The sequence below is a fragment of the uncultured Bifidobacterium sp. genome (assembly GCF_959020155.1).
Lineage (GTDB): Bacteria > Actinomycetota > Actinomycetes > Actinomycetales > Bifidobacteriaceae > Bifidobacterium.
Genome location: NZ_CAUERC010000002.1, coordinates 139,405 through 153,572 on the forward strand (window position 1 = coordinate 139,405; position 14,168 = coordinate 153,572).

10 protein-coding genes and 1 tRNA gene are annotated in these 14,168 nt (G+C 49.7%); 5 read left to right on the forward strand and 6 right to left on the reverse strand.

Features of this window, described 5'->3' with window-relative positions; translation table 11 throughout:
• Positions 1–24: 24 nt before the first annotated feature.
• From Q5H31_RS01275 to Q5H31_RS01285, 3 genes are read right to left on the reverse strand one after another with little or no spacing between them, the layout of a single operon-like run.
• Positions 25–1,728 (reverse strand): GDSL-type esterase/lipase family protein, encoded by a 1,704-nt coding sequence (locus Q5H31_RS01275; protein WP_235693678.1) that lies wholly within the window; start codon positions 1,726–1,728, stop codon positions 25–27.
• 12 nt (positions 1,729–1,740) lie between these two features.
• Positions 1,741–3,423, reverse strand: coding sequence for a hypothetical protein (locus Q5H31_RS01280; protein ID WP_118278491.1), 1,683 nt, complete (start codon positions 3,421–3,423; stop codon positions 1,741–1,743).
• 42 nt (positions 3,424–3,465) lie between these two features.
• Positions 3,466–4,458, reverse strand: coding sequence for a glycosyltransferase family 2 protein (locus Q5H31_RS01285; RefSeq protein WP_033500331.1), 993 nt, complete (start codon positions 4,456–4,458; stop codon positions 3,466–3,468).
• Positions 4,459–4,678: 220 nt separating this feature from the next.
• On the opposite strand from Q5H31_RS01285, the gene Q5H31_RS01290 reads away from it, so the two are divergent.
• Together Q5H31_RS01290 and Q5H31_RS01295 are read left to right on the forward strand one after the other, a co-directional pair.
• Positions 4,679–6,091: a CHAP domain-containing protein gene (locus Q5H31_RS01290; protein WP_302457396.1), complete on the forward strand. Its 1,413-nt coding sequence runs from the start codon at positions 4,679–4,681 to the stop codon at positions 6,089–6,091.
• Positions 6,092–6,131: 40 nt separating this feature from the next.
• Positions 6,132–6,881, forward strand: coding sequence for a hypothetical protein (locus Q5H31_RS01295; RefSeq protein WP_080723557.1), 750 nt, complete (start codon positions 6,132–6,134; stop codon positions 6,879–6,881).
• Between the two features lie 8 nt (positions 6,882–6,889).
• Here Q5H31_RS01295 and Q5H31_RS01300 read toward each other — a convergent pair whose 3' ends face one another.
• Complete coding sequence (locus tag Q5H31_RS01300) at positions 6,890–8,701, reverse strand: GH25 family lysozyme (protein ID WP_033500333.1); 1,812 nt, start codon at positions 8,699–8,701, stop codon at positions 6,890–6,892.
• Positions 8,702–8,972: 271 nt separating this feature from the next.
• On the opposite strand from Q5H31_RS01300, the gene Q5H31_RS01305 reads away from it, so the two are divergent.
• The 3 genes from Q5H31_RS01305 (at position 8,973) to Q5H31_RS01315 (ending at position 12,466) form a co-directional block, all read left to right on the forward strand.
• Positions 8,973–9,623, forward strand: a complete 651-nt coding sequence (locus tag Q5H31_RS01305) for a hypothetical protein (RefSeq protein ID WP_033500334.1) — start codon at positions 8,973–8,975, stop codon at positions 9,621–9,623.
• Positions 9,620–11,281 (forward strand): sialate O-acetylesterase, encoded by a 1,662-nt coding sequence (locus Q5H31_RS01310; RefSeq protein WP_051923573.1) that lies wholly within the window; start codon positions 9,620–9,622, stop codon positions 11,279–11,281. The genes Q5H31_RS01305 and Q5H31_RS01310 overlap by 4 nt, the downstream gene beginning before the upstream one ends.
• A gap of 291 nt (positions 11,282–11,572) precedes the next feature.
• Positions 11,573–12,466 (forward strand): conjugal transfer protein, encoded by an 894-nt coding sequence (locus Q5H31_RS01315; protein WP_033500335.1) that lies wholly within the window; start codon positions 11,573–11,575, stop codon positions 12,464–12,466.
• Positions 12,467–12,718: 252 nt separating this feature from the next.
• Here Q5H31_RS01315 and Q5H31_RS01320 read toward each other — a convergent pair whose 3' ends face one another.
• Both Q5H31_RS01320 and Q5H31_RS01325 read right to left on the reverse strand, forming a co-directional pair.
• Positions 12,719–13,315, reverse strand: coding sequence for a hypothetical protein (locus tag Q5H31_RS01320; RefSeq protein ID WP_033500336.1), 597 nt, complete (start codon positions 13,313–13,315; stop codon positions 12,719–12,721).
• Between the two features lie 362 nt (positions 13,316–13,677).
• Positions 13,678–13,762 (reverse strand) — tRNA-Ser (locus Q5H31_RS01325).
• Between the last annotated feature and the right edge of the window lie 406 nt (positions 13,763–14,168).

Below are 14,168 nucleotides of genomic sequence, written 5' to 3' on the forward strand. Positions count from 1 at the left end.
GGTTCTCTCCGCCACTTGCCGGATTCACAAGCCCAGCAATTGTTCCAAGGATCGGCGCAGCACGACTTGCCCTATACGATTTGGATGAATGCCGTCTGTATACAATGCATGTTGAGGCATTCCCGTTGAGCGTCCTACCGTGCGGAATGCCGCATATGCCGAAGCGAACCACCAACCATGCTGCCGGCAGAGGGATTGCAACACGTTATTTTCTTGTTCCATAGTGAGTGGTCTAGGATCTGACAAAGTATCAATACCAGCAATCACGTACACGTTGCTAGATCCGTATCTTGCAGAAACTCGGTTGAGATACCGCTCAGCGGTTCGTGCGAAATCATTGCTGTTTGAGAGTCTCAGCCGATCATTCGTACCGAGCAAAACAATAGCAGCATCTTCATGTCCAAGAGTTTGATCTCCGATGGAATCGTATGCGGAATAGGAACCTTTTCCAGGAGCACTGGCATTAGTCACGCTCACCCCTCGCGCTTTCAAATCTCTTATCAAACCATTCACTGCGGAATCTGTCTGATGAGACGGTTCAAAATAAACATTCCCTTCAAGACGAAATAGCTCACGCGACGCGCAAGGATATGGGTTCGCAGCGCCCACACCAGCAGCGATACTATCGCCAAGAATACGAACAGAATGGTATTTCCCCAATCGAATGTTCTTTCCGAAATCCCCCGCAACGGATGGAACATAATCGCTCGGCAGAGAAGCCGAGCGTCGCATATCCAGAGCGCCCGTACGGTTGTTAAAGTAATAGGTGGCGCCATTCACGTTCTGACGGCCATAGAGCATCTTGCCGCTAGGCCAGTTGTAGCATACTGTCTTTCCAGAAAATCTCTGCCATCCGTACTGCACCGCACCGGTATGTAGGTCCAATAAATACCATGCGCCGTCAATAGGCTGTTCACCGTACAGCATCCAGCCCATTCGACGATCATAGAACACCCATTTTTGAGATTCCGGCAAATAGACGAAGCCGTATCTCACCGCACCGGTTGAACCATCAAAGTCATACCAATGGTTGTTTATATACTGTTCTCCATACATCATCTGGCCGGAGAAACGATCGTAATAAACCCATTTATGCTGGGATGAATTGTAATAGAAGCCATGCGTCATAGCTCCAGTGCATTCATCAAAGTGGTACCAGCCAGTATGAGATCGGTCGTAATTCACAAAACGTTCGCCATACTGCATCTTTCCTGACGTTAAATCGTAATAAACCCATTTACCGCCATTGGACGAGACAAAAGTCATGCCTTTCGCCATCGCTCCAGTGTTTTTATCAAAGTAATACCAGCCTCCATACCGATAATCCTCGCCTTTAACCATATGTCCAGCAGCATTGTATCGAACCCATTTCCCACCGTTGGAACGAAGATAGACGTCTTTATTCCGAGCGACAGATCCATCTTCATCTATCCAATACCAGTTTTTTTCTTTCGCATCATATATTTCCTGGGAACGTACTTGCTGTCCATTCTCGTAGTAATGTTCCTTGTTCGAATCCCAGCCGTTGTCAGGATGAGATGGAGCAGTCTCAACAGACGAGGTATTCAAAGCATCCGCATGTTCTTCAGCATGCGCGTAGGGTATGTAGAAGCATGCATTCAACACGAAAAAAGCAAGCGAACCGAAAAGAACGGATAGAGCGATCTTTTTCGCATAAACCCATTTATTCCTCGCTATGGAATTCATCGAAAAATATTTTCTATCCATATCAATCTCGATTCAGGCGATTTTCTTTTTTATACTGCTTATTAAATCAGCAATATTCTGAATGCCATAAGCTGCTACTGGGAACAACAATAAGAAGAAAGGTAGCGTGTAGATACTTTTTGCTTCCCAGAAAAGATAGCAGAGGAATCCGCCAATGAAAGAGGCGCACAGCAGAACTCTCGTAAAGACTTGAGATGAATCAGCGCCAAGAGACCGTTCCTTCATTAAGGAATGCACGAGACCGATTACCCCAATAATTGCCAGAAAATAGACAACAGTCTGAGCAACATTTTCAAATCGAAGCAGCACATCCGCGCCTTTCCCCAGCAAAAGGAATGAGCCTAATCCTGAGAAATGGTTCGCGGATTCACCTAACTCCGAATACAACGACGTCATAAAAGAGGGCTCCGCCCACTCTGACGCAAGTTTATTGGTAAAAAAATTTAACCCATCACTAGGATTGCCCGCAAAAAACGCCAGACGATTCCGAACAAAATCATTGGATATCTGAGATTGCAGGGCATAATCGTTCCCCGTACGTTCAAAAGCGTCTATAGCAAATCGGCTCCACCATCCAGCAGGCATATTATCCGGTTGTCCCAAGCCAATAGCAATCCAAGAAGACATCGGCATCCCTTTACCGAACTTCTGCCCGGTCCAAGTCTGAACCACATATACGGGAAGTTTTGAAACAAAGAACGCAGCCACTGCGGAAAGAAAAGAAACCACCAACTGCCAAACACGACGGTTATGCCAAACTGCAAAGATGACTGCCACAAGGGCCGCAAGCACAAGAATCTGGTACGTCGATTTGAAAACAATTCCAATTCCGCAAATGAGGAATCCGCCAACAATTGCAAGGCTGCTAGCCCAAACTTTCTGCAGCCGGAAGCCTTCTGCAATCATCCAAGTGCCGCATACCGTGAAGAAGAAGCCAACCGCATTAGGATAGACGAACGTAGCGAACATCAGCAAAGGGACACTAGTCGCGACTATGACGGTGAAGGCCCCATGTCCTTTCTCATTCAAACCGATCAAACTGCCGAATCGCCATAGCACTGCCACCAAAGCAGTAACCGCCACAGCACTCACGATTTGAAAAGCAAGAATGTTATCCAATCCAAAAACCGCAAAAACCAGAAGGTACCACAACATTGGGCCGCTTTGGAATGGATAGTAGGAGAAATAGGTATATGCGCTCGGAATACCTCGCGCGCCGCATTCTAGACGGATGCTGCCCTTCGGACAAAAATCCGCACCGAACTGGTTAATGTTACCATTAAGCAGAATATCGGCTGCGTCCATCAAGCTCCGTGAATCCGGGTATGTGTAAGTCACCAGATTCAATGACATCAACCAAATGATCTGCATTGCAGCCACATATATCAAAAGAATGGCAAGAACCCATTGCTGCGGGAGCTTCGAAAAGCCAATCGCAAGCAAGATCATCATGCCAAGCAGTATGATTGTTCCCAATCCGAACGCAACCGATGGCATCCCAAAATGGTAATCAACTTGCTCAGTAATACTGCCAAGCTGCGGACTGTTTCTCTTAAAAGTGACGGTGAAAAAGACTGACAGCATAAGCAGTATCGTCACAATGGCGATTTGCATTCCCAAAGCGACTGTGACCAGCCATCTCGGAAGCACTTGCTTAATGAACGGCTGTTTTTGAGCTACAGCACTTTTATTCACTTGGTTCTAATCCCATCTTCTTCAGAAAGAAATTCCTATCGCTCAGATCGTCGTTTCAATGATATAGCGCGGTCGAGCTTTGACCTCCATGTAGATTTTCGCGATATATTCGCCTGTAATTCCAAGAGCTAGCAGAATAAAACCACCCAAAATCCACAAAGAGAACATAATGGAGCCCCAGCCGGCAACCGCATGCCCAGAGAAAACAGAAACAAGGGTATAAATCAACATGATGATTCCGATAAACACAGAGAACAGCCCGATGCCGGTAATCATGCTCAAAGGCTTTGTCGAAAATGATGTCACGCCCTCTACAGCGAAAGAAACCATTTTCTTCAAAGGATATTTCGATTCCCCAGCAACTCGAGTTCCGCGCTTGTAATACACCTTCGCCATTTTAAAACCAAGTGAAGGAACCAATCCTCGAAGGAACAGATTGGACTCCTTATATTGAGATAAAGCCGTCAATGCAGTACGACTCATCAAACGATAATCAGCATGATCCGGCACGGTTTCCGTACCAAGCCACTTCATCAAAGAGTAGAAGGCATGGGCCGTTCCGCGCTTGAATGCAGTATCAGTATCGCGATTATCACGCACACCGTATACGATTTCAGCTCCCTGACGATATTCCTGAACCATGCCATCAACAGCATTGGGATCGTCTTGCAAATCAGCATCCATGGAAACAACAGCGTCGACATTCATGCTCAATGCCTGCATTAAGCCAGCAAAAAGAGCATTCTGATGACCTCTATTGTGAGCCAGCTTCACGCCACGAAATAAGGAGGGATCCTTCTCATGCAGCGATGCAATCACATCCCAAGTCTTGTCGCGGGACCCATCATCGACAAAAATAACGAAGCTATCTCGCGCAACAGCCTGCGAATCCTCAAGCTGAATCATCTTTTTCTTCAAAACGTCCGCAGTTACGTGCAATGCGGCTTCTTCGTTAAAACAAGGAATCACAAAAGCCAGTGTCGGTTCACGTCTCATCTGAACTCCACGCCCGTTCGCTTCCATATCATGAGTCATGTCTAACAGTGTATGTCATGCTATCAACGCAATAGTCAAACGCTGTCCGCAACTTCGTCATGCACCTTCAAATGTTTCCTTGTACATCGGCACCACCACGCCTCTAGCCACACGCCAAAAACATCAACTCCTCTTGTAAATGAACGACTTGTAAAACAAACTTTTTTGTCATAGCAACAGCTATAATTATCCCCCGAATAATGAGAGGGAAGGGGGAATAATGCTTCAACGGAGAAAAATTCTAATCAGTTTTCTAGCCATTACAGTACTGCAGGGAATTACCTACCCGGCAATCGCGCTGGGCAGCGAATCCAACGCAATGCAAGTATCTTCCAATAGTCAAACTGCCGAGCCGAATCAGAATTCAAATAGTATCCAAGGAGGTGATTCCAATACAATCACTTCAGACGCTGATGATGCCTCGCAATTTTCTGATTCGGCATCCGAATCAACACAACCGAACAGTGTAATTCACTCCAGCCGACAGAACAGGAATGACGACGGACCCGATTCTTCCGAACCGGACAAGAATAACGACAGCACCAGTCCTAACGAACCAACTAAACCAGACAAACCTGAAAACGGTTGGGATCAGAATAAAGAGCACTACTACGAAAACGGCACTATGGCCGTCAGCAAGGACGTATTCATTTCAAGTTCTCCCAACAACCGCAAAGACGGCATCTGGGTTCGTTTTGACGAAAACGGTAATTTAGTCAAAGGAGAAGATCACCGCAATGGCGGCTGGTACTACTTTGACGAAGAGACAGGTGCCATGGCCAAGGGAGTTAAACACATATCCTCCAACAATGGTAAATGGGTGTACTACGACGTGGTCACCGGCAAAATGGCGCACGGCGAAGCCCATCTCAACTACGACAAAGAACATACTGGCTGGTATTATTTCGACCAAAATACTGGCAAAATGGCGCATGATTTCGTCTACCTTCGCCAACATGACAAATGGGTATACTACGACAAAATAACAGGCAAGATGCAGTACGGCGAGCACTACATTAATGATGGGTGGTACTACATGAAACCTGTCACAGGAACCTTGGCCAAGGGCAGAACATGGCTGGACGCCGGTAAGAAATGGGTATATTACGACAAAACCAGTAGTCGCATGATTCATGGTGGAGCCATTCTTGACGGGCATCATTATTTCTTCGATCCCCACACAGGAGCCCAATACAACAAACAACAAATCATCGATAGACTGACTTCTCAAGCACGCGCGCTCTTAAATCAGCATCCTGATTGTCCAGGTGTGCTCGCTGCAAATGGAGGACTCATTTGCCCATTCGGACCATGTATGGCTTTTGTCTGGTACATATTCCATTCTGCCGGTTTAGACATTTTCCTCTGCGACGGAGCTAAAACCGGCTGGCCACACCATAACTACGATTGGTACAGATCCCGTGGGCGTGTCAGTCATACACCACATGTTGGAGATATCGCTTTCTGGAAGTTCGGAGATGCTTGGGCTCATGACTATGACGCCAGCCATGCAGGTGTCGTAGTCGAAGTGAATGGAAGAAATGTAATAATTATCGACGCAGCTTATGGAGATATTGGCATTCGTTCGGCTTACAACGGAGCAAACTATGCTCACCCATATTACGACGAGTAACCATTTAAACCTGTATAGAAACAGTTTATAAGGAGTCCATATGAAATACGGTGTCCGCGCATGTGCATTAGCAATGTTGGTCATATTGCAAGCCTGTTCTTTAACAGCATGTTCTGGACAGAATAACAATGTTGCGCGGACACCATTTCCCCAAAAGTCCCCTGCATCATCTATTTCTAACGATTTTTCCAAAGTCATTCCTGACAAAAAATTCGCCGCATGCTTAGTCTCCGTACTCAACGCATCCAATAAGGGTTTTCCCTCAGTAAAAGCCTCTAAAATTAAGAACCTGTCGTTTACTGAATACACAACCAAATATCAAAATTGCAGTACGAATAATCTGCAAAAAATCACTTCAGTCGAAGGACTGCAGCATTTTACCGGATTGATCTCACTGGATTTGAGCGAGTTCAAATCTCTAAAAGAACTACCACAGATTGAATCCATGACCTCTCTAACCCAAATTAATTTGCAAGGCACTAAGATTTCCGATATTTCAGCTCTAGCGCATCTCAGTACCTTGCAGAATATCGCGCTTTCCGATAAATCATGCAATTTGACGCCGCTTTCCAGACTATCTCCTATTACGATTAGCGCGCAATGTCCCACCGTAGATTTGTCCCCTCTTGATGGCAAGAAAATCCAAATTTACGTTTCCGAATCAATCAGTGAATCCAAAGCACGAAAATCAGCCATGACAGGCAACACCGTCGCCATTATGAAAGCGGCTGGAAAATTCACCATTTTCCAGCCGAATCAATCAGGTAACATAACCGAATCTGAAATGTAAGTCACGAATCAACCTCGGCCTGTGACGTTATCGAAATAATGCCATGCTTGCCATTGTGGAACCCACGTGTTTCCGTGAGCCATAGCTCCCGTAACTGGATCGAAGTAGTACCATGAACCATTCTGTTTCTGCAAACCTTTTACCATTTTGCCGGTTTTTCGATCATAGCGGACCCATTTACCGCCATTCGAACGTATAAAAACATCGCCTACGCGTCTAGCGCCAGTAACTGCGTCAAACATGTACCATCCAGCGCGCTCATCATCATAGCCAAGATAAACTTCGCCATAAATCATCTTGCCAGTAGTCTCATCGTAATAGACATATTTGTCCTCATCGGACAAATATGTCATTCCTTTACTCATCGCACCGGTCGTAAAATCAAAATTGTACCAAGCTCCATACCTGAAATCCTCACCTTTAACCATCCGGCCGTTCGAATCATAGCGAACCCACTTACCGCCATTCGAACGCAAATACACATCTTTGTTCTGAGCCATAACGCCATTTGCATCTATCCAATACCAAGCATCTGTCGATGGGTCATATATCTCTTTTCCTTGAGCATATGAGCCATCCTTCTCCTGCCAATACTGGCGACCGTCCTTGTACACCCATTTTCCCGATGCGACGTTGGTCGCTTTATTACCAAAAGCATTCATATCCACGGAACCGCTGATGCCGTTGATATGGCCGGAACTGGTGTATTGCCAGCCACGGTCGTTGGTACCGAATGAGGGGAACTCCATTCGGGCGCCGTATTGCGCCACCCAACGGGTCTTTGCGTAGATGCTCGAATTGTTCAACGGGCCTTGCAGGTAGCTCGTATACGAATACACACCGAGATTCTTGTATCCGGCGGACTGCAGTGCGCCATACCAGGCGTCGGCCATACCGCTATAAACATTCGGATTGGTCGGCGGGGTATGACCAGTCCACGTCCACTTCTCCAGGTCATAATACACAGGGTATTTCAGATCGTTCGGGCTCACGCCCATCTGGCGGAGTTTGGCAGCCACATCATTGCCTTCCGCACGTGCGCAGTTCGCATCGTATGCATACGAATACCAGTAGATGCCAAAAGGAATACCAAGACGTTTGCATTCGTTGATGTTACGTTGCGCTTTGGTATCGGCGTCATTGCCCCAGCCATAGCCCAAACGAATGATTGTGCCTTCCACGCCGTCGGCTTTCGCCTTGGCCCAATCGACGTCACCCTGCCATGAGGAAACATCAATCACGCCCTTGGCCTGCTGGGCGAACAGGTTGTTCCTATAATCGAAAAACGCCTTTGTTCCGTTGTAGGTTCCCCAGTGTGCTCCGTATTCGTTGCTCTCGAATTTAGCGAGCCGGACAGTCGAGCCACCCTTCAAGGACGACTGCTCCGCAGACTGTTTCACAGGTTGTTCCACAGCATCTTTCACATCCGAGGCACTCACCGGAATGAATGATTCGCCATCCGTTTTGGCCAGTGGATCAGGTTGCTGCGATTGCGTGCCGACCAGCTGAGCGTCCGTCACGGTTTCGCCGGTCTCAATGTTCTGTACATCACCTTCCGGCGTAACCGCAAGGTTCTCCGAAACCACAGTGGAATCGTCCGAAATGTTTTCGCTTACCGTTTCCGGCAGCGTCGCGTTCGGATTGTCCGGCATGCTGTTTGACGAATTCTGCACATCATCCACAGTTGCGGCAAAAGAACTTGGCGTATCCTCAATCGCAATATCCTGCATGGCGTAAGCCGGCACCACGGCAACGGAAACCGTCATTGCAGCCACGGAAGCGGTGACCGCAATCTTCATTAAGCTTTTCGGCGATATCATCGTCAGCCTCTCTCACAAAACGCATTTCACGCGTTGACGCAATTGCACACGCAAAACTTAAGTGTATTCTGAGATGTCCCCACTTAAAATAAAGCAGCTGGATTCCGGACCAAACTTCACATTTACCGAATATGCCACAACATGAAGTGCTGGCATTCGGAAGTGGAACGGGTAACATACCTTATGTATTGTCATTTGGGAACAGAGGACCTTGTCGGACCACCTCCAATAGACAACATCAAAACGGTATCGCGGACTCCTGGAGGAAAGCATGGCACGGCACGAAAAGCAGCCGGACAAAGCTGACGGTCAAACAAATAGCGTCCGTAAGCCCCGAACGTTCAGCAGTACCGCGACCGTCGAAACCAGCAAACCCGACAATTCCGTTAACATCACCAATCGTAACGGAAAGCCTGAAACAGACGCATCAGGGGTTTCCTATCAAACAAACACCAAAGATCCATTCCAAATCGCCATATCGCAAGGCGTGCAAGATGGCGACACTTGGGTACATAACCATGTCAAGAACTTGATTCGCCGTTCCATCATCGTAGCCGTTATCGTCGTTGCGGTATGCATTGTGGTCTTCGGCGTCATGGGCGTGAGAACATCGCAGAAAATGCGCGAACTGAATGCCATTAACGACTGCAGAGACGCGGTTGCCGCCATGAACGCTTCATATTCCAAGGATTTCCAGCTCAAAGGAAAGATTGTCGACGCATTTTCCAGCATGGATTCCTCATATGATCTGGAAAAGCTCAGCACCTTGTATCAGGAAGAAGTCAAATCGCCGAAGGCGCTTGACTGCAAAGCCGACCCGTCCGGGACCACCAGCAAAGCCAACACCGAACGAGCCGCATATGACAAACAGGCCAGAACCTTCGAGCGGGCGTTGACAAAGAACGAGGCAAATCAGAATTGAATACGAAACGATTGGCAAGAACGGCACTTGCCGTTATCGTAACCGTAGGAATAGTCGTTGCCATCATCGTCGGGTGCGGCCCCAAATGGGGCAACGGTTCAGCATTGCACCAAAACGAAGAAACCGCACAGTCCTCAAATTCGCAGGTTTCCGTGACTTTGCCTTCCTACTACATGGAAAATATGGTCTTCCAGCGCAATCAGCCGTTAGTGGTCAAAGGAACCGTCAAATTCGCGCATGCCAGCAAACAGATTGACGCATCGAAACTATCCGCAACACTTGCCCAAGGCAAGATGACTGCGAGCGTCACTGCGAAAATCGCAAAAAATGGTTCGTTTACTTGCACGTTGAACGCACAGAAAGCAAGCCTCAAGCCGTATTCGTTACAGGTGAAGTACGACGGCAAAGTCGTAACGGAACTGGCGAAAGTGTATGTGGGCGACGTGTTCGTGGCGGCCGGCCAATCGAACATGGAACTCAACTATGCGCAGTACTATGAGGGGAATAACGATGCCTACAACTTTGGGAAGGGTCTAGTTAAGAAAACAGACCTACCGAAACCACTCGTCGATAAGAACGTGAAATTCGTCATTGCGGATCATGATGTGAAGAACACTGATTTTCCGCTGGCCAACGTCAATCTGAACGCTGGCGCGTGGCTGAATGCGGATTCCACGAATTCACTGCATCTGAGCTACTTGGCACAGCAATTCGCCCTTCAGTTGCGCGCGAAGCATCCTAACGTACCAGTCGGCATCATCCAGACCGCGTGGGGCGGCACGCCTATTCGCAGGCATATACGTGGCGGAGATATCTACGCGAACCATATTGCACCGTTGAAGGATTTTCATGTGGCAGGTGTGCTCTGGTACCAAGGATGCGATGATGCGATGAACTTTTCGACCGCTACGGAGTATGAGTCGCAGATGACCGCGCTGATTAATCAGTACCGTAGCGTGTTCGGACGGAAGGATCTGCCGTTCCTGTACGTGCAACTTGCGCGATGGCCGAACTATCAGTACACACAGAACGTGCGAGAAGCGCAACGGACCACGCTTGACAACGCGAATCTGCAAGACCGTTCCAATGTGGCGATGACGGTTTCCCTTGACACCGATAAAGGCACATCCGCGCTGATTCATCCACTCGGCAAGGATATTCTGGGCGCGCGTATGGCCGCGCAGTACCTCGCCATGGAAAACGGTACGAAAAACGCTGTCAGCGTACCCAACGGACCGCTTATCGAACATGCCCGGCACACTGCGAACGGCGCAATCGCCTTGTCTTTCCGGAACGGCACCGCAAGCAGGCTGAAAGCCATGCAGCCGAACTATTCGAAAACCGCGAGCGCAATCGCACCAAACTATAAGAGCGTTCCGAAAACGACCCCGTTAAGCGGTATCAGCAATATCGCCGCTCCCACCACTACGGCATTGCAGGGGTTTGAGGTCGCCAATTATTCCGGTCAATGGCAGGCGGTCAATGCCACTATCAGGGGCAATCAGGTGTTGCTCACCGCAGCCGATGGTTCAACACTGAACGATCTCAACGCCATGAGCCAAGTACGTTACCTGTTCAGCGGCAATCCGAAGTGCGCGAGCATGCTGTACAACGACTTTAATCTGCCGGCTAGCCCATTCATCACTATTGTTGAGTGATCTTTGTTGGGGGCCGCCGCTAGATAAACCAATACGGGCGGGATAAGTACGGGCGGTCTGAGCCGTTGCTTGGCCTGCTTGGTCATGTTTTGAGCAGGCTGTTCCGGCTTCTGGTTTGGATTCTGGTTTCCCGCTTAAACTATGAAGACTGCTGCAGCATCGCAGAAACTAGACAAATGTCATTTTTCCACCGGTTTATTTAGGCACATTCCCCTCCTACTATGGCATACGGAACGAACGCGAGCGCACAATCACAGATCGAATGCAAACGTGCGCAGGAGAGGAACCACCATGAGGAATCGTATTGCAACAGCTGCAGCGGCGGGAATATTAACCATCGGCATGGCCGCCTTGCCTTCCGCGGCTTCGGCCAGTGAAGTCGCACCGTCTACGGACGGACTGGCCGGCAGCACCGCCATCAGCGGGCAGATCGACCAGGATATGGCCGTGTGCACCGATCAGGCGTGCGAGGCCGTGCAGCACTTGAACAAGACGAATCAGCAGATCAAGTCGGATATGGAAACCGCCAAGCAGCACGCCGAGCAGCTGCATCAGAACGCGCACGAGGACGCCGACGCGCTTCGCCAGTACGGCGAGCAGGCCTGGAAGAACTACCAGGAGGACCGCGAGGATATAAAGAATGCGATTGACGGCGCGGTCAAGCGTGGTCAGGAGCGTCACGACGCTCTGCATCAGGATATGCAGGACACGCAGGCCCACCTCAACCAGATGCATGCCGATATGAAGGAGACCCACGACGAACTCAAGACGAGGCATGACGCGTTTGCGGCGAGCAGCCACCAGTGGCATCAGTCGTTCATCGCGGCGCTGAAGGACGCGAACTCCAAGACGGGTCAGCAGGGCGGCTCATCCGTTGCTACCGGCACGCATGGCATCACGGCTGGAACGAATGCCGGTACGACCGTTACTGGAGTCAACGGCACCACTGGCACTGTGCGCACGGCTGCCGACACTGGCGCGAATGGTGCTGCAACTGGATCCGTCACAGCTTCCGGCGATCAAACCGCCGCGTCCACCGGCGCGCTGACCAAGTCGGAATATGGACAGCTTGCACAAACCGGCATCGGCATTTCCCTTGCCTGCGCAGCCATTCTGCTGCTTGCCGGCCTTGCCTACGCCATGAAGACGTTCGTGCAGTATAAGCGCGAAACCAGCGAAGACTGAGCCGGCTCGCTGCCGGACAGCGTTTGCTTCATCGACTCATGAAAAACGGTCTCGAATATATCGGGACCGTTTTTTCATGCGCGTTTTTCGTATGTGCTTTTCATCTGCTATACGCATTGTTGCGATTCAATTGGAATGACGTAGTACAGCGACGTACAATGCAGCGCGAAGCGCGCGTACCGTGCGTGAACCGCGTGTATGTCCAGTATTCCCACTGATTTGTTACGTTGGCCGTTCTGATCAGTCCACTGGTCAATTCGCATAATGGGGAGCACTGCTGGCGATTCGCGGCGACGGCGTATCGCCATTCCCCACCGTCCGTCCGGTACTACCCGCGCTCCCCGCATCGCCGGCCTTTTCAGCATTGCCGATGTTGGTTCTACGCAACGACCCCGCGGCCAACGAGCGGATGGATCGCCTGCGCTGCGCCTGTTCCGTCTGCGAAGCGGACTGAATTGCGGGAAAAGCGCCCGTTACGGGACGAATACGACCGGTTGCGGTCGGAATAAAGCTTGGTGGCAAAACCTGCGTTGTGATGGCGCTTATGGATGCCATTTGCGGCTGCTGCGTATTATCAGGACCATCCACAGCGTCTTTTTCTTTCACGGTTTGCGATTCTTCCGCACGATTCGCGTCATCATTCGCATCCTCGCCCGTTTGCAAGGCAGACCCAGCTTCGCTCTGCTTTTCTTGTTTTTCCTGCTTTTCCTGCGGAGCGGCCTGCACATCACTCTGCAATACGATTGGCGATGAATTCGAACGGCGTCGGGCAAGCGCCGCCAGAGAGTCACGAGTATCAGCATCGCGTTGGTCAGTCTGCTGGCTGCCGGCAGCCGTCTTGTCAACCATCGTCGTGCTTCTTTCTCTCAACGTCACGATTTCGAGCGTAACGTAGCGCAGCGCAAAAGTGCGCGTAAAACGACGATGTACGCAACTCCCCCACCGAATCGCAATCAAATATCGACATATGAGGGCAAACAATCCCATTATTGAGACCACAGACTGGCACCAATAAGCCGCAGCATGACAATCAGGGACTTTCCTGGATGCCGGCCCGTACACGCGAGACTTGCGATACGGGACGATTCAAAAAACCGAGGCCAACGAAAGAAGCATTCGGAGGGAATCTGGAAGGAACCGGAAAACGGAGTGGAAAAGAAGGAACCCCAGAAACCGAATGATTCCAACGGTTTCCGGGGTTCCAATCCGGGCGGAGAATACGAGATTCGAACTCGTGAGGCTGTTACACCAACACGCTTTCCAAGCGTGCGCCATAGACCACTAGGCGAATTCTCCAATTATTCAACGCTTTCCGGTGTCTATCCGTTAAGCGCAACTTGACTAGAATACAACAGGAGCAGCAAAAAGCCAAATCGGCGTGTCGCACTGCTGGTTTGCAGAGTTGGGCATACGTGTCAAGGTTGTGCAACAGGTATGAGCGATCGGCTGCCTTTACTACAGATACTTCTTATTTCGCACACTGTAGATGCTATATTGCCGCCGATGGAATCCAATAGGCAACGGGATTCGGTAAGCATGGGAAAAGATACGAAAAAAGGGTTCCCGGAGCATATCCGGTGGGAATTCCAGGGAGCATAAAAAAGGGCCTCCCGGGAGCCAAAGGCTCGACCGGGAAGCCCGATACGTGTGAAGCGGCGGCGTGCTACTCTCCCACACCCTCTCGAGTGCAGTACCATCGCCG